The sequence below is a fragment of the Kutzneria sp. CA-103260 genome, assembly GCF_018263855.1.
In the GTDB taxonomy this organism is placed as follows: domain Bacteria; phylum Actinomycetota; class Actinomycetes; order Mycobacteriales; family Pseudonocardiaceae; genus Kutzneria.
On record NZ_CP073318.1, the window covers coordinates 10,960,604 to 10,976,768 of the forward strand.

Consider the following 16,165-nt stretch of genomic DNA (forward strand, 5'->3'; position numbering starts at 1 on the left):
TCAGTGGTTGCGCCTGGTCGCGGCCACCGCCAGGCGGGCGAGCTCGGACGCGGCGGGCTCGGCGACCGGCGTCGCGGCCAACGTCGCCAGCGCCTGGTCGCGCAGCTGGTCGATACGGGCCTCGACCGCCGCCACCGCACCCAGGTCCACCAGCAGCGCCCGGATCTCGTCCACCGCCGGCTCGTCGAGATCGGGCCGGCCGATCGCCGACCGCAGCAGCGCGGCGTCGGCGGGCCGGTCCTGCTCCTCGGCGTGCCGCAGGCCCAGCGACGCCAGCAGCGTCCGCTTGCCCTCACGGAGGTCGTCACCCGCCGGCTTGCCGGTCACGGCCGGGTCGCCGAACACCCCGAGCAGGTCGTCGCGCAGCTGGAAGGCCAGGCCGATGTCCACGCCGAACTGCCGCAGGCCCTGGACCAGGCCGTCACCCGCGCCGGCGAGCACCGCCCCGAGGTGCAGCGGCCGCTCCACGGTGTAGGCGGCGGTCTTGAGCCGGTCGACCCGCAGCGCCGCCTCCGCCGACTCGTCGGCGTGCGCCTGAGTCAGCACGTCCAGGTACTGGCCGGCCAGCATCTCCGTGCGCATCGCCCGCCACGGCTCGAAAGCCCGCTGCAGCTGGCCCGCGCCGAGCCCGGACTCGCGGAGCATGTCGTCGGCCCAGGCCAGCGCCAGATCGCCGAGCAGCACCGCCGAGGCCTGCCCGAACCGCTCCGACGTGCCGGCCCAGTTCGCCGTGCGGTGCCGCTCGGCGAACGAGACGTGCACGGTCGGCGAGCCCCGGCGCACCGCCGAGGCGTCCATCAGGTCGTCGTGCACGAGCGCGCACGCCTGGATCAGCTCCAGGGCGCTCACGGCCATCACCACGGCCTCGGTGTCCGCGCCCCGCGGGTCGCCGCCCGCGCCGCGCCAGCCCCACCAGGCGAACGTCGGCCGGATCCGCTTGCCGCCGCTGAGCACGAACCGGGTCAGCTCGTCCACGGCGACCGCGAAGTTCTCGTCGACCAGCGCGGCCTCGGTGCGGCGGCGGTTGAGGTAGTCGGTCAGCGCCCGCTCGACCAGGCCGAGAAAGCCGGTGTCGCACGGATGCGACGCCGACGGGTCGTCGCTGGGCTGTTCCGGCCAGAGCTCGACCAGAGTGCCCGGCTTGCTCATGCGAAACCTCCGTCGTGCGCCCCAACGCGTGCAAGCCAACAGTACGTGGCCCGGCCGCAGGCACTACTCGGAGGCTGCTGGCCGTAATCTAGACCTATGACGTCGGTGGTCGAGCGACTCAGCGGGCCGCGACCCGTGTTCTCAGTGGAGTTCTTCCCACCCCGCGATGCCGCCGATGAGCAGCGGCTTTGGCTGGCGATCCGGCAGCTGGAGGGGTGCGAGCCGGCGTTCATGTCGGTCACCTACGGGGCCGGCGGCTCCAGCCGCGACCGCACCATCCGCACCACCGGACGGGTGGTGCAGGAGACCTCGCTGTTGCCGATGGCACACCTGACGGCCGTGAACCACTCGGTGGCCGAGCTGCGCAACGTCATCGGCTGGTACGCCGCGGTCGGCGTGCACAACGTCCTGGCCGTGCGCGGCGACCCGCCTGGCGACCCGAACGGGGAGTGGATCCGCCACCCGAACGGGCTGACCTACGCCGAGGAGCTGGTGGCGCTGGTGCGGGAACTCGGCGACTTCTGCGTCGGCGTGGCCGCCTTCCCGTACGGGCATCCCCGCTCGACCGACCTGGACGGCGACACCGAGAACCTGGTGCGGAAGTTCCGGGCCGGCGCCAGCTTCGCCATCGCCCAGCTGTTCTTCGAGGCCGAGGACTTCCTGCGGCTGCGGGACCGGATGGCGAAGCGGGGCTGCGACGCGCCGCTGCTGCCGGGCATCCTGCCGCTGACCACGGTCCGCACCCTGCACAAGACCGTGGAGCTGTCCGGCGCGCCGGTGCCGCCGTCGATCGCCCGACGGCTCGAACCGCTGGCCGACGACCCCAAGGCCTTCCGGGCCGAGGGCATCGACGTGGTGACCGAGCTGGCCCAGCGCCTGATCGACGAGGGCGTGCCGGGTGTGCACTTCTACACGTTCAACATGTCCAAGGCGACCACCGAGGTGGTCGGCCGGCTGGGGCTGCTGCCGGCCCGGGCATGATCGTTCGGCCGGGTGACAGCCCGCGCGCCGGCGAGTGAGTGAACCCGCTGGTCAAAGCGGGTCCTGACCTCGACACGCCGGGTGTACGCGCTATCACTCAATGGGGTCTTCACCCAGCGGGATTGCTCCGAATGGCGGTAATTTCCTCGCCTGCACGGCCTAGGCGGTTTCCGTCGAGGTGGTGCCTTCATGAAGAGCGGTGCAACTTTAGGAGTGTGGGTCCGTGCTGAAGAAAGCCGGAATGATCGCAGGGGTGGCGGCCGGTCTGATGATCATCGGCTCGCCCGCGTTCGCCAGCGGCCCGGGCGACCTGGTCATGGGTGACGGCAGCGGCGACACGCAGGTCACGCACTACGTGCCGATCCAGATCGTGGACAACCACGTGCCGGTCTCCTCCGAGGAGTACGTGGACGGCGGCGCCAGCCACACCAACGCCTCCAACGTGCTGGGCGGCGGTGGCGACCTGCAGGAGACCGACTACCTGCCGATCCAGTTCGCCGGCAACACGCTGCCGATCAGCAGCTACCTCGAGTACCTCGGCTCCAACGCCGACAACAGCTCGAACACCGCTGGCTGAGCACGGCCGGCGAGAAACGGGGCGGGCCCACCGGGCGCGCCCCGTTTTCGTGTGTCCACAGGAGGTTCAGCGACTCGAAGGCCGTCGGCCCGGAGGCTTGCTCAGCGGCGGACGGCGTTGCCAGGTCCGGGGTCCAGCCTCGATTTTGGGGGCTGCTCAGTTCGGCCCAGCGGTTCGGCCCAGCGGTTCGGCCTCAGCGGCGGCGGATCCGCAGGCTGCGGCGGTGCGCTCGCAGCGCGAGCACGCTGACCACCAGGACCGTGCCGATCAGCAGCGCCCCGATCAGCACGCTCCACCGCATCCAGGCCGCGGTGGCCAGCGTCGACAGGTCGGAGGTGGCCGACAGCGAGGTGATCGAGCCCGGCTTCGGCTGCCACGTCACGGTCTGGTCGTCGACGGCGCCGGTCGTGCTGCTCACGCCGGCCGGGAAGGTGATCCTCAGTTCCACGTCGGAGTGGTCGGCCGGCACCGTGCGCAGGTCGATCGAGCCGGTGAAGTACACCAGGTCGCCGACCCGGCGCAGCAGCAGCTGGTAGTTGCCGCTGGCCGCGCTCGACCCGCCGACCAGGGTGGTGAACTGGTCGAAGTCCATGTTGGCGAACGACAGCTGGGTGCCGACGTAGCCGTCCGCGGCGTACGGCTGGACCACCACCTGCTCGCCGAGGTCGGACGGGATCGACAGCTGCGGGCCGTGGTCGTCGGAAGAAGTCGGCACCGTGGCCGCGATCATCGTGCCGGACACCTTGTAGTCCCCGGACACGGTCAGGTCGGCCCGGGCCCGGACACAGCCGGTCAGCACCGCCAGCGCGGCCAGCACCGCCAGCGACAGTCCGGCGATTCGGGCGAAGGGCCTGGCCACACGTACCAACAGCACCTGGTCATCCTGCCAGTGTCAGCCATTTTCAAGGCGCATCACCGCCCGATGGAGCTACGGGGCGTCGCCACGGCCGGGTAGCGTGCCGGCCATGTCATCCACCCCACGAGGCGTGCACCAGCTGAGCGACGACTACGTCGCGGACTACGCCGCGCTAGACCCCAATGCGGCGACCCACCTCGGCATCACGGGGTACGACGAGGACCTGACCGACTTCTCGCCCGAGGGCCACGAGAGCCGGGCCGAGCTGACCGCCCGGGCCGTCCGCGACATCGGGGCGGCCGAGCCGGCCGACGAGTCGGAGCGGGTGGCCCAGGCCGTGTTCCTGGAACGCAACGGGCTGTCGGTGGAGTTCCACGACGCCGGGCTGGACCTGTCCTCCCTGAACGTGATCGCGAGCCCGGTGCAGGACTTGCGCCAGCTGTTCGACCTCATGCCGACCGAGACCCCCGAGCAGTGGGCGACCGTGGCGACCCGGTTGGCCAAGGTGCCGGCGGCGCTGGCCGGGCTGCGGGCGTCGCTGGCCAAGGCCGCCGACCGCGGCGTGGTGTCGGCGCTGCGCCAGGTGACCCGGGTCGCCGAGCAGTGCGACACCTGGGCCGGCCTGAGCGGCGGAACCTCCTTCTTCGCCAACCTGATCTCCGGTTCCGACGGTCTCGACAACACGCTGCGGACCCGCCTGGAGGCCGGCGCCAACGCCGCCGCCCAGGGCTACGCCGACCTGGCCGTCTTCCTGCGCGACGAGCTGGCCCCGAAGGCGCCGGCCAAGGACGCCGTCGGCGTGGACGTGTACCGGCTGAACTCCCGCTACTTCACCGGCGCCCGCCTGGACCTCCAGGAGGCCTACGAGTGGGGCTGGGCGGAGTTCGCCCGCATCGAGGCCGAGATGAAGGAGGTCGCCAACCGGATCAAGCCGGGGGCGACGCTGGCCGAGGCCGCCGCGGCGCTGGACGCCGACCCGCGCTACCGGCTCAACGGCCAGGACGAGCTGCGGGACTGGATGCAGCGGCTGTCCGACAAGGCCCTGGCCGACATGCGGGGCGTGCACTTCGACATCCCCGACCCGCTGATGGCGCTGGACTGCCGGATCGCGCCGCCCGGCGGCGGCGTCGGCGCGTACTACATCGGCCCGACCGACGACTTCAGCCGGCCCGGTGCGATGTGGTGGTCGGTGCCCGCGGACCGGGAGGAGTTCTCCACCTGGCGGGAGACCACCACCGTCTACCACGAGGGCGTGCCCGGCCATCACCTGCAGATCGCCACCGCGGTGCACCGGGCCGACCAGCTCAACCGGTTCCAGCGGCTGATGTGCTGGGTGTCCGGCCACGGCGAGGGCTGGGCCCTGTACGCCGAGCGGCTGGTGCGCGAGCTCGGCTACCTCGACGACGACGGCGACCTGCTGGGCATGCTCGACGGCCACCTGTTCCGGGCCGCCCGCGTGATCGTCGACCTCGGCATGCACCTGGAGCTGGAGATCCCCGCCGGCACCGGGTTCCACGAGGGCGAGCGCTGGACACCGGACCTGGGCCTGGAGTTCATGCTCACCCGGACCATCACCGACCCGGCCCACGTGCGCGACGAGATCGACCGCTACCTGGGCTGGCCCGGCCAGGCGCCGTCGTACAAGCTCGGTGAGCGGCTGTGGCTGGCCGCGCGGGACGAGGCCCGGACCCGCCACGGCGACGCCTTCGACCTGAAGGCGTTCCACAAGCAGGCCCTGGACATGGGTTCCATGGGCCTGGACACCCTCCGCGAGCGCCTCGCCCAGATCTGAACACCCCGCTTTTTTGCTGGGAAGGGGGCTTTCCTAGCGTTCAACGCCAGGAAAGCCGCCTTCCAGGCATCAGGAGTGTCCGAGCGTCACGCCGGTTCGAGCGGGAGGGGGCGGCCCAGCACCGCGAACGGGCGCGGGTCGCCGGCGAACTGGTAGTGCCGCAACACATCCTGGAAGCCCATGCGCCGGTACAGCCGCCACGCGCGGGACGGACCCTCCGGAGTGGACAGCAGCACCCGGTCCGAGCTGACGCCGTCGAGCAGTCCTCGCAACAGCCGCTCGCCGATGCCCCGGCCCTGGGTCTCCGGCAGCACGTGCAGTTCGGTCAGCTCGAAGTAGTCGTGCATCCACTGGTCGACCACGGTCGGCGTGGACACCGCGGTCAGGCCGCGGCGCACCTGTTCGTGCCACCACTGACCGGCCGCGCCGCGATAGCCGTAGCAGATGCCGACCAGCGCGCCGTCCTGGTCGAGCGCGCCGACGCAGCGCCAGCCCGCCCGGATCATGTGCGCCAGCCACATGGGCGCGCGCTGCTGGGCGGTGCCGCTGGGGTAGCGCATCGCCGTGACGTACAGGTTGAGCGCCTCGGGCAGGCGGGCCCGCAGCGTCTCGGCGCTGAACTCGACCAGCCGCTCGGTCTGGGGCGACGCTGTCATCGCTGGTCTCCGGCCACGGTCGCAGGGGTGCCGCCGGTGACGGCGACCAACTCGTCGAAGGTCGTCGGGTAGACGGCGTTGGGATGCCCGGCGGCGGCCCAGACGACGTCGTACTCGGCGAGGTGCACGTCCACCAGGGTACGGATCGGCGCGGGGTGGCCGACGGGTGAGACGCCGCCGATCACCTGGCCGGTGTGCGTCCGCACCGAATCCGGGTCGGCCCGCTGCACCTTGCCCACCCCGGCCAGTTCGGCCAGGCGCTTGGTGTCGGCGCGGTGCGCGCCCGAGGTCAGCACCAGCAGCGGCGCGCCGTCGGCGAGGAAGAACAGGCTGTTGGCGATCGCGCCCACCGGCACCTCGACGGCTTCGGCGGCGGCCGCGGCCGTGCGGACCGCGTCGTCGAGCACTCGAATCCCCGCGGCTGCCCCGGTCGCGCCCCTCTCGACGAGTGCGCTGCGGACCGTGGTCACCCCTGGGTGCTCCTGATCGCTCACGAAGCCAATGACACCACGGCTGGGCCGTCCGAGGGGAAGTGGCCCCCGACAGGGTTGAATCCGCTGCCGAGGACGCGCTATCCTCGTTGTATCGAACAAATGTTCGATACGAGCCGCCGGCTTCCCCACGGCGGAGACGTCGAGCCCACGACGCCGCGAGGAGGCCGCTGATGTCTGTGCCCGTTCGTCTTCCCGAGTCGTTCCTGGTGCCCACCCCGCCCAGGTCCCGACTTCGCGCGGTTCCCTCGCCCGGCGCGTCCCCGTCGGCGCGGACGCTGCTCGCCCAGGCCCGGCAGGGTCTGCTGCAGGCCGAGCAGGAGCCCGACGCCGCCGAGCGCTTCGTGCGGGCGCACCTGGCCGCGCTGCGGGCCGCCGCGGCCGTGCTCGCCCTGCGCGGGCGGCCGCACCGCACCCGCACCAAGCCCATGAGCGCCTGGGTGCTGCTGGCCAAGGTCGCCCCCGAGTTCGCCGAGTGGGCCTCGTTCTTCCAGTCCTGCGCGTCCACCCGGCACGCCGTCGAGTCCGGCATCACCCGGCTCGTGTCCGCCCGCAGCGCCGACGACCTGGTGCGGCAGGCCGGCCAGTTCGTGGACCTCGTCGACCGTGCCGTGCACGGGGCGGGGCGGTGACCGGGCGGGCCCTCATCGACCACGACCGCCTGCTCGACGTTCTTGTCGCCGAAGGGGAGCTGATGGCCGCCACGGCCGACAGCGCCCCGGCGGACCTGCCCATTCCCAGCAAGCCGACCAGCACGCTGGCGGACACCGTCCGCCATGTCGGCGGCGTGTTCCGGATGGTCGCCGCCCGGCTGCGGGGCGGCAACGGGCCGGTGCGCTGGGAGAGCACGCCGCCACCCGGCGGCGCGCTCGTCGAGTTCCTGCGGGGCGGCCTGCGCGAGCTGGTCGATGAGTTGTCGGCGCACCCCGCCGACGCCGTCTGCAACACCTGGTGGCCGCTGGACCAGACCTACGGCTTCTGGCGCCGTCGGATGGCCCACGAGGCCACCATGCACCGGGTCGACGTCCAGTCGGCCACCCGGGCCCAGTTGCTCGCCGTCGACGACGACGTCGCCGTGGACGGGGTCGACGAAGCCCTCACCCTGTGGTTCGCCCACCGGCTGTCGGTCATAGGAGTGTCCGGCAGCTCCGAGTTCAAGGTCGCCGTCCGAGCCGGCGGCCAGGCCTGGCTGGTGTCTTCCCACCGGGACAACAAGGCCGCCTGGCGGGCCGCCCCCGCCGACGCCGAGTCCGTGCAGGCGACGGTCACCGGCGAGCCCATGACCGTGTACCTGTGGCTGTGGGGCCGTTTGCCGTTCACCGCGGTCCGGATCACCGGCGACGTGGACGCCGTCGCCGCGCTGTGGGCCCTGCTTCGCCTGGCCACGCACTGATGTCCGGTTCTCGCGGCCCGCGTTTCGTCGGGCCGCGTTTCGTCGGGCCGGGTTCCGACGGCTGATTTTCGCGGGCCGGGACCGGCCGGCTCCCGACCTGGCCGGTCCTCATGCCGGCGAGGCGTGCCCTTCCGCGCGCCTCGCCGGCTTTCAGTGCATCCGCTCCACCGCGTCCTTGGCTTCCTTCAGTCCCACGCCGGTGATCTCCCGGTAGCGCTTGATCGCCTCGATCTTGCGCCCGGCCCGGGCCAGCGCGAGGACGTCCTGGTCGATCGCGATGCCCGGGCCGAAGGCGACGAAGTCCGGGCCCGGCTGAGGCACCTCCAGGTGGCGCAGCAGCAGGTCGAGCTTGCGTTCCACCCGGTCGAGCCGGCGTTCGAGCTGCCGCGTCGCCGCGCCGCGGCCGGCGAGGACGATCGGCAGCGCCAGCACGGCCACGGTCAGCAGGATCACGTTGAGGGTCGGGTCCACCCCAGCACGGTAGCCACTTGACGGCAGCGTCTCCGCCGGTCACGCTACTGAAATGCAATATATTAGTCGTCTGGACCGGCCGCTCCTGCGGGATCGGGCGCTGGCCACCATCCGGCAGGCCATCGTCTCCGGCGACCTGGTGCCCGGCGAGGCGATCCGCGACCTGGACCTGGCCGAGCGCCTGGGCCTGTCCCGCACCCCCGTCCGGGAGGCGCTCAGCCACCTCGCCGAGGAAGGCTTGGTCGAGTCCAAGCCACACAGCTACACCCGGGTCACTCCCATCGACCCCGTCGCCGTGCGGGACGCACTCCAGGTCGTCCAGGCCATGCACGGCCTCGCCCTACGGCTGGCCGTGCCCCTGCTCACCGCCGACCACCTGTCCCTCATGCGGGCCGCCAACAGCCGCTTCCACGCCGCCCTCACCGCCGGCGAGATCGCCGGCGCCTTCTCCGCCGACGACGACTTCCACCGCGTCCCCGTCGAGGCCTGCGCCAACTTCGCCGTTGCCGCCACCATCCAGCGCTACACCCCTCTCGTGCGACGCCTTGAGTACCAACGCTTCTCCTCCAGTTGCGGCGCCGACTCCGTCGCCATGCACGAGGAGATCGTCCTTGCCTGCGAACAGGGCGACGGCGACCTGGCGAGCCGCCTCGCCGAACACAACTGGTCCACCCTCGCCGCCGAGCTGGCAAAGCATCCCGAGGGGGAGCCGCCCAAGCCGGCTGAGTGACCCACCGCCGGCTCCAACCCGCCTCTTCCGCCCTGACATCGCGTCCACCCAGTGATCGGAGTTTCCCTTGGGACTCGAGGACTTCGCCCGTTATCCGCTGACGTTCGGGCCGTCGCCGGTGCACCCGCTGGAACGGCTCACCACCCATCTCGGCGGTGCTCGGGTGTGGGCCAAGCGGGAGGACTGCAACAGCGGCATCGCCTACGGCGGCAACAAGACTCGCAAGCTGGAGTACCTGGTCGCCGATGCCCTCGCGCAGGGTTGCGACACGCTGGTGTCGATCGGTGGCGTGCAGTCCAACCACACCCGGCAGGTGGCCGGCGCGGCGGCACGGGCCGGGCTGAAGTGTGTGCTGGTGCAGGAAAGCTGGGTGGAGTACGCCGACCCGGGCTACGACCGCGTGGGCAACATCCAGCTCAGCCGCCTGATGGGCGCTGACGTCCGGCTGGTGCAGTCGACGTTCGGCATCGAGTTCAAGCAGAGCTGGCAAAACGCCATCGCCGAGATCGAGCAGGCCGGCGGCAAGCCCTACGCCATCCCCGCCGGCGCCTCTGACCACCGCCTCGGCGGCCTCGGCTTCGCCGGCTGGTCCCGTGAGGTCGAGCGCCAGGAAGAGGAACTGGGCGTCTTCTTCGACACGATCATCGTCTGCTCGGTCACCGGCAGCACCCAGGCCGGCATGCTCGCCGGCTTCAGCAACCGCCGCCGCCGGGTCATCGGCATCGACGCCTCGGCCAAGCCCAAGGAGACCTTCGACCAGGTCACCCGCATCGCCGGCAACACCGCCGACCTGATCGGCTCCGAGCCCCTGGACGTCATCCTCGACGACCGCTACCACGCCGGCGTCTACGGCGTTCCCGACGAGTCCACTGTGGACGCCATGCGCCTGGCCGCCCGCACCGAGGGCATGATCACCGACCCTGTCTACGAGGGCAAGTCCATGGCCGGCCTGATCGACCTGGTGGCCCGCAAGGAGATCCCGGCCGACAGCACCGTGCTCTACGCCCACCTCGGCGGCCAACCGGCCCTGAACGCCTACAGCGCCATCGGCTGAAGTCGCATCGCCTGTTCGGCGCGGGCCCGCCGCCGGCGCGGGCCCGCGCCGGAAGCTAGTAAGCGGAGCCGAGTTCGCTCACGGCCGGCGGTTCGGCGGTCGTCGGCCCGGCCAGATACCGGGCCACCGCCTTCCGCAGGTGGTCGGCGTGGTGGTAGATGTCCTCGATCCGATCGATCGGGATACGGGTCTCGTTCTTGTTCTCGTCGAACACCCCGAGGTACTTCTTCGACCGGTTGAACCACAGCCGTGCGATCGGCTTGCGGTTGTTGTCGTCGAGCAGCACACCGAAGTAGGTTTTGGTGTCACGGGAGACGATCCGGGCGGCGGGCACCTCGCTGCACACGATGGCCCGCACGATTCGGTAGCCCTCGAGCTCTTCCTCAGTGGTGACGATGTCGCTCTCGTTCGCCTTGATCTCCTCGGCCGGCGCATTGTCCCGCGTTTTCGCTCCGGCCGCCTCAGCCGGAACCGCCGTGTCGCTGGGCATGACGAGATAGTTGTCCGGGCCGCCGAGCGCGTTCTTGAGCCGGTCGTTGACTTGTTCGTTGAGGAACTGCCGAGCCGCCTTCTCCACCAGGGGCACGAACTGCTCGCGGATGCGCTGGGTGAACGACCGGTCGTACACACGGCTGGTGAAGAACCGCACCCATTCCTCTTCGGGCTCCTTGAACTGGGCGGCCAGGATGCGCTTGATCTGGCCGATGTACTTCAGTTCGCCCGCGGCGCTGATCACCGAGTCGAGGTCGAACGACTCCTTGGTGAGCTTGGCCAGCTCGGGCAGCAGAGTCTCGTCGATGTCCGACAGGTCGAGCACCAGGAACGGCTTGGCGTCCATCCGGTTGGGCGAGTCGAGGTCGGTGTAGAACTCGTAGGTCTCGCCGTTGGTCAGGATCGCGATCCTGGCGTTGGTCACCGCGAAGTACCGGTACAGCTGGGACGCGTGTTCCACGCGCAGCGGCTCGCTGATCTTCTTGACCTCGACCAGCAGCTGCACCTGCCCGTTGTGGGCGATCGCGTAGTCGATCTTTTCGCCCTTCTTGGTGCCGACGTCCGCGGTGAACTCCGGAATCACCTCCGCGGGATTGAACACGTCGTAACCGAGGACGGTGCTGATGAACGGCATCACGAAGGCGTTCTTGGTCGCCTCCTCCGTCTCGATGTCCGCCTTGTGCTTGCGAATCTTGAGAGCCAACGCCCCCGTGCGCTCGGCGATCTCCATGGACGCCATCCCCCTCAGCTGCGGTGACAAGCTGACACGGCATGCGGTATCGAGCCGACACGACGATCGGTTCGGGTTGCATGGTGTGTCGCGCCGGCTACATCGAATGCCTACGTCGTCGCGTTACCTGGAGTTCGGGACTACGGATCGGAATGCGCTTCGGGCTAGGCCCTCAGTCGCAGGCCCTTGGGCGTCGCGCGGAAACCGGCGTCCTGGAGCACCACGGACAGCTTGGAGCCCAGGGCGCCCTCGCCGTCGGCGCGTTGCACGGCGAGCTGGCCGAGCCAGCCGTCGCGGACGGAGCGGGCGAGGGCTTCGGCGGCCTGGCGGAGTTCGGGTTCGGACTCGGTGAAGGACAGCAGGGAGCGGCCGCCGCGTTCGACGTAGAGGGTGGGGACGCCGTCGACGAGCACGGCGAGGGCGCCGGCCTTGCGGGCGGGGCGGTGTTTGCCGTCGCCGACGGGGTCGGGCCAGGGCAGGGCAGCGCCGTAGGGCTGGGCGGGATCGGCGGCGGCGAGCACCAAGGCGTTCAGGGCGGTCTCGCCGGGGCGGGACAGGGCCCGCAGTTGGTCGACGGCGCCGCGGGCGGCGAACTGGGCGGCGCCGAGGCCCTCGACGACGTAGCCGCGAATGACCTGGCCGGAGTCCTCCATGGCCCGAAGCACCCGGTACACGCCGCTGAAGCCGCCGGACACCCGCTCGGTGTCCAACGCCCCGCGAGTGAGAACCCCATGCCGCTCAAGGAAAACCTCGGCCCGGGCATGGGCTCGGCGGGTCGGGTCGGCCTCCCGCGACGGGACCAGCGACCACCGCCCGGACACGGTCGGCGGCCCGGTGCGGCTGGGCATCTGGGCCCGGCCGAGCCGGGCGTAGCGGCCACGGGGCGACGGCCGGCGGGGCTTGTGCGCCGCTCCACGGCCGGAGACCAGAGATCGCAGCGGGGCCAAGGTGTCGTTGGTGACGAGCCCAGCCCACACGAGATCCCACAGCGCGGCGACCACGGCCGGATCGTCCACGGGATCCTCGACCTGCCCGGTGACCCGGTCGGTGAGCTGACGGAAGAACAGCGCCCCGCCCGCCAACGCCGCCAGCACGGCGGAGTGCAGCGGCGACTCCGGCACGGTCTCCTCAAGATCGGGTAGCACGAGGTCGGCGACCTCGGCCGGGGCCAGGGCGATCCAGCCGTCACCGCCGGCCAAGGCCCCGCACCCGGCCCAGCTGACCTCGCCGGTCGCGGTCAGCTCGTCCAGCAGCGCCGGGTTGTAGCCGGGCAGCCGGGACGGCAGGATCAGCGACTCCAAACCACTGGCCGGCAATGGCGCGCCGGCCAGCTGCTCCACCACCGACAGCACGTCGTCGACGCTCGGCGCGGTCCGCAGCCGGCGGGAAACTCCTTGCCAGCCGGGCAGAAATCGGCCGTACGCGGCCTGCTCGACTGGCTCCACCTCGGCCCGCAGCCGAGCCAGCGACGCCCTGCGCAGCCGTCGCAACACCTCGGCGTCGCAGTACTCCGTGCCCATACCGCCGGGCCGCAGCTCGCCTCGCACCAATCGGCCGGCACCAGCGAGTCGGTCCAAGACGCCGTGCACGACGGCGACGCCGAGACCGAACCGCTCGGCCGCCTGCGCGGCGGGGAACGGGCCCCGAGTCCGGGCGTACCGGGTCAGCAGATCGCCGAGCGGATCGGCCACCGGCTCGGTGAAAACCTCAGGTACGCCAACGGGAAGCGCCGCGCCCAGGGCGTCCCGCACCCGGCCAGCGTCCTCGATGGCCAGGTACCGGGCCGAACCGGCGATCCGCACCTGGATGGCCCGCCGCTCGGCCACCAGCTGCTCCAGCCACTCCGCCGCGGCCCCACGCTCGACGGCCTCCTCGACGGTGAGATCCCCCAGCAGCCGCAACAGGTCGGCGGTCTCCTCGACGTTGCGGGCGTGCCGGTCGGGCGCCAACCGCTGGAGCTGCTGCTCGATCTCGGCCAGCACCTCGGGGTCGAGCAGCTCACGGATCGCTTCGGAGCCAAGGAGTTCGGCCAGCAGCGCGGTGTCCAGGGACAGCGCCGCGGCCCGGCGTTCGGCCAGCGGCGTGTCGGTCTCGTACAGGAACATGCCGACGTAGCCGAACAGCAGACTGCGCGCGAACGGCGACGGCTGCGGCGTTTCGACCTCCACGACGCGAACCCGCCGCGCCCGTACCTCGCCCATGAGTTCCCGCAGGCCGGGCAGGTCGTACACGTCCTGAAGGCACTCTCGCATCGCCTCCAGCACGACCGGGAACTGCTCGTACTGCGACGCCACGGCCAGCAGCTGCGCGGACCGCTGGCGCTGTTGCCACAGCGGCGTCCGACGACGGGGATCCCGCCGCGGCAACAACAACGACCGCGCGGCGCACTCCCGGAACCGGGCGGCGAACAGCGCCGACCCGCCGACCTCGGCCACCACCACCTGCTCGACCTCCTCGGGGTCCAGCAGCATGTCCTCGGCCGTGGGCAGCACGTCGGCCCCGTTGTCGTCGAACGCCTCCGGCAGCCGCACCACGATGCCGTCGTCGGAGTGCGCGACCTGGGGATCCAGCCCCCGCCGTTCGCGCAGCCGAGCCCCGATGGCCAGCGCCCACGGCGCGTTCACCTGCGCCCCGAACGGCGAGTGCACGGCGATCCGCCAGTCGCCCAGCTCGTCACGGAACCGTTCCACCACAACGGTTCGATCATCGGGAACATGTCGGGTCGCCGACTTCTGCTCGTCCAGGTAGGACAGCAGGTTGTCGCACGCCCACTCGTCAAGGCCAGCGTCGACCGCCCGCGATCGGGCCTTCTCAGCGTCCATACTGGACAGTTCGCGGACGAATTTCCCCAGCGCGCGGCCGAGTTCCAACGGACGGCCCGGGGTGTCGCCCTTCCAGAACGGCAGCCGGGCCGGCTGGCCCGGCGCCGGCACCACGACCACCCGGTCGTGGGTGATGTCCTCGATACGCCAGGAACTGGTGCCCAGCAGGATGTTGTCGCCGACCCGCGACTCGTACACCATCTCCTCGTCCAGCTCGCCGACCCGCGACCCGGGCCGGCCGTCCTCGCCGCCGGGCGTCATCACGGTGAACAGCCCGCGGTCCGGAATGGTGCCGCCGGAGGTGACGGCCAGCCGCTGCGCCCCGGGCCGGCCGCGCAGCTCGCCGGCGATCCGGTCCCACACCACGCGCGGCCGCAGCTCGCCGAACTCCTCGCTGGGATACCGCCCGGCCAGCATGTCCAGCACCGAGTTCAGCGCCGACTCGGGCAGCCCGGCGAACGGCGCCGCCCGCCGCACCACCGACGCCAGCTCGGTCACCGACCACGGCTCCATCGCCACCATGGACACGATGTGCTGGGCCAGCACGTCCAGCGGATTGCGCGGATAGCGCACGGACTCGATGGCCCCGGCGGCCATCCGCTCGGCCACCACGGCGCAGGTCACCAGGTCGCCGCGGAACTTCGGGAACACCACGCCCTTGGACACCGCGCCGACCTGGTGCCCGGCCCGGCCGACCCGCTGCAGCCCGGACGCGACCGTCGGCGGCGCCTCCACCTGCACCACCAGGTCCACCGCGCCCATGTCGATGCCCAGCTCCAGCGAGGACGTCGCGACCACGCACGGCAGCCGCCCCGACTTGAGCTCCTCCTCGACCAGGGTGCGCTGGTCCCGGGACATGGACCCGTGGTGGGCCTTGGCGATCACCGGCAGGGCCCCGGTGGTTATCCCCGAACCACCGACGGCCTCTGCCGGGAATCGCTCCATCTCCGCGGACTCCTCGCCCGCGAGCTCGTTGAGACGAGCCGTCAACCGCTCGGCCAGCCGTCGCGAGTTGGCGAACACGATCGTGGACCGGTGCTGGCGCACCAGATCCAGCACCCGCTGCTCCACCGACGGCCAGATCGACGTGCGCTGCTCCGGACCGGACGCCGAGCCGCTGACCTCCCCGGTCGGCTCGCCCAGCGTGGCCATGTCCTCGACCGGCACCTCGACGGTGACCTCGATGGTCTTGCTGGCCGGCGGCTGCACCACCCGCACCGGCCGGCCGCCGGCCAGGAACGCCCCGACCTCCTCGACCGGGCGGACCGTCGCGGACAGCCCGATTCGCTGCGCCGGCTTGGGCAGCAGCGCGTCCAGCCGTTCCAGCGACAGTGCCAGGTGCGCGCCGCGCTTGCCCCCGGCGACGGCGTGCACCTCGTCCACGATCACGGTCTCGACGCCGCGCAGCGACTCCCGCGCCGCCGAGGTGAGAATCAGGAACAGCGACTCCGGCGTCGTCACGAGGATGTCCGGCGGCGTGCGGTTGAAGGCGCGGCGCTCCTCGGCCGGCGTGTCGCCGGTCCGCATGCCGACGGTGATCGACGGCTCCGGCAGCCCGAGCCGGTGCGTGGCCTGCCGGATGCCGGCCAGCGGGGCGCGCAGGTTGCGCTCCACGTCCACCGCGAGGGCCTTCAGCGGCGACACGTACAGCACGCGGCAGCGGTGCTGCTTGTTCTCCGGCGGCGGCTGCGAGGCCAGCCGGTCCAGCGCCCACAGGAACGCCGCCAGCGTCTTGCCGGAGCCGGTCGGCGCGACCACCAGCGCGTGCTCGCCGGCCGACACCGCCGACCAGGCGCCCTCCTGGGCCGCGGTGGGCGCGACGAAGGCCCCCGTGAACCAGTCCCTGGTCGCGGGGGAGAACGCCGACAGCGCTTCCGCCATGCCCCCATCATGACAAGGGGGTCCGACACTTCCCGTGCAAGATGTCCTGACCTGCGGAAACGTGACTTTCTCTTGACCTGGGAAATGGTC

14 protein-coding genes are annotated in these 16,165 nt (G+C 71.5%); 7 read left to right on the forward strand and 7 right to left on the reverse strand.

Features of this window, described 5'->3' with window-relative positions; translation table 11 throughout:
• On the reverse strand, positions 1 to 1,149 hold the full coding sequence (locus JJ691_RS49255; RefSeq protein WP_211766244.1) for a polyprenyl synthetase family protein: 1,149 nt from the start codon (positions 1,147 to 1,149) through the stop codon (positions 1 to 3).
• A 96-nt stretch (positions 1,150 to 1,245) separates the two neighbouring features.
• On the opposite strand from JJ691_RS49255, the gene JJ691_RS49260 reads away from it, so the two are divergent.
• Both JJ691_RS49260 and JJ691_RS49265 read left to right on the forward strand, forming a co-directional pair.
• Positions 1,246 to 2,130 carry a methylenetetrahydrofolate reductase gene (locus JJ691_RS49260; RefSeq protein ID WP_211766245.1) on the forward strand — a complete coding sequence of 295 codons (885 nt, stop codon included), beginning with the start codon at positions 1,246 to 1,248 and terminating at the stop codon, positions 2,128 to 2,130.
• Between the two features lie 241 nt (positions 2,131 to 2,371).
• Positions 2,372 to 2,707 carry a hypothetical protein gene (locus tag JJ691_RS49265; protein WP_211766246.1) on the forward strand — a complete coding sequence of 112 codons (336 nt, stop codon included), beginning with the start codon at positions 2,372 to 2,374 and terminating at the stop codon, positions 2,705 to 2,707.
• 193 nt (positions 2,708 to 2,900) lie between these two features.
• Here JJ691_RS49265 and JJ691_RS49270 read toward each other — a convergent pair whose 3' ends face one another.
• On the reverse strand, positions 2,901 to 3,581 hold the full coding sequence (locus tag JJ691_RS49270) for a DUF3153 domain-containing protein (RefSeq protein ID WP_211766247.1): 681 nt from the start codon (positions 3,579 to 3,581) through the stop codon (positions 2,901 to 2,903).
• A 91-nt stretch (positions 3,582 to 3,672) separates the two neighbouring features.
• Here JJ691_RS49270 and JJ691_RS49275 point away from each other — a divergent pair, with 91 nt between their 5' ends.
• On the forward strand, positions 3,673 to 5,355 hold the full coding sequence (locus tag JJ691_RS49275; RefSeq protein WP_211766248.1) for a DUF885 domain-containing protein: 1,683 nt from the start codon (positions 3,673 to 3,675) through the stop codon (positions 5,353 to 5,355).
• A gap of 86 nt (positions 5,356 to 5,441) precedes the next feature.
• Here JJ691_RS49275 and JJ691_RS49280 read toward each other — a convergent pair whose 3' ends face one another.
• Both JJ691_RS49280 and JJ691_RS49285 read right to left on the reverse strand, forming a co-directional pair.
• A complete protein-coding gene (locus JJ691_RS49280; RefSeq protein WP_211766249.1) occupies positions 5,442 to 6,011 on the reverse strand; it encodes a GNAT family N-acetyltransferase in 570 nt (189 codons plus the stop codon).
• Positions 6,008 to 6,505, reverse strand: coding sequence for a YbaK/EbsC family protein (locus JJ691_RS49285; protein ID WP_211766250.1), 498 nt, complete (start codon positions 6,503 to 6,505; stop codon positions 6,008 to 6,010). The genes JJ691_RS49280 and JJ691_RS49285 overlap by 4 nt, the downstream gene beginning before the upstream one ends.
• A gap of 170 nt (positions 6,506 to 6,675) precedes the next feature.
• Here JJ691_RS49285 and JJ691_RS49290 point away from each other — a divergent pair, with 170 nt between their 5' ends.
• Both JJ691_RS49290 and JJ691_RS49295 read left to right on the forward strand, forming a co-directional pair.
• Positions 6,676 to 7,134: an SAV_6107 family HEPN domain-containing protein gene (locus JJ691_RS49290; protein WP_211766251.1), complete on the forward strand. Its 459-nt coding sequence runs from the start codon at positions 6,676 to 6,678 to the stop codon at positions 7,132 to 7,134.
• Entirely contained in the window at positions 7,131 to 7,895 is a 765-nt protein-coding gene (locus JJ691_RS49295) for a maleylpyruvate isomerase N-terminal domain-containing protein (RefSeq protein WP_249227528.1), read from the forward strand. The genes JJ691_RS49290 and JJ691_RS49295 overlap by 4 nt, the downstream gene beginning before the upstream one ends.
• A 150-nt stretch (positions 7,896 to 8,045) precedes the next feature.
• Here the strand turns inward: JJ691_RS49295 and JJ691_RS49300 are convergent, their stop codons facing one another.
• Complete coding sequence (locus JJ691_RS49300; protein ID WP_249227529.1) at positions 8,046 to 8,366, reverse strand: ribosomal protein L7/L12; 321 nt, start codon at positions 8,364 to 8,366, stop codon at positions 8,046 to 8,048.
• A 52-nt stretch (positions 8,367 to 8,418) separates the two neighbouring features.
• On the opposite strand from JJ691_RS49300, the gene JJ691_RS49305 reads away from it, so the two are divergent.
• Both JJ691_RS49305 and JJ691_RS49310 read left to right on the forward strand, forming a co-directional pair.
• Positions 8,419 to 9,096 carry a GntR family transcriptional regulator gene (locus tag JJ691_RS49305; protein WP_211766252.1) on the forward strand — a complete coding sequence of 226 codons (678 nt, stop codon included), beginning with the start codon at positions 8,419 to 8,421 and terminating at the stop codon, positions 9,094 to 9,096.
• 67 nt (positions 9,097 to 9,163) lie between these two features.
• Positions 9,164 to 10,150, forward strand: coding sequence for a 1-aminocyclopropane-1-carboxylate deaminase (locus tag JJ691_RS49310; RefSeq protein ID WP_211766253.1), 987 nt, complete (start codon positions 9,164 to 9,166; stop codon positions 10,148 to 10,150).
• Positions 10,151 to 10,205: 55 nt separating this feature from the next.
• Here JJ691_RS49310 and JJ691_RS49315 read toward each other — a convergent pair whose 3' ends face one another.
• Positions 10,206 to 11,372 carry a type I restriction endonuclease gene (locus tag JJ691_RS49315; protein WP_211766254.1) on the reverse strand — a complete coding sequence of 389 codons (1,167 nt, stop codon included), beginning with the start codon at positions 11,370 to 11,372 and terminating at the stop codon, positions 10,206 to 10,208.
• Positions 11,373 to 11,536: 164 nt separating this feature from the next.
• Positions 11,537 to 16,075 (reverse strand): ATP-dependent helicase, encoded by a 4,539-nt coding sequence (locus JJ691_RS49320; RefSeq protein WP_211766255.1) that lies wholly within the window; start codon positions 16,073 to 16,075, stop codon positions 11,537 to 11,539.
• Positions 16,076 to 16,165 lie beyond the last annotated feature (90 nt).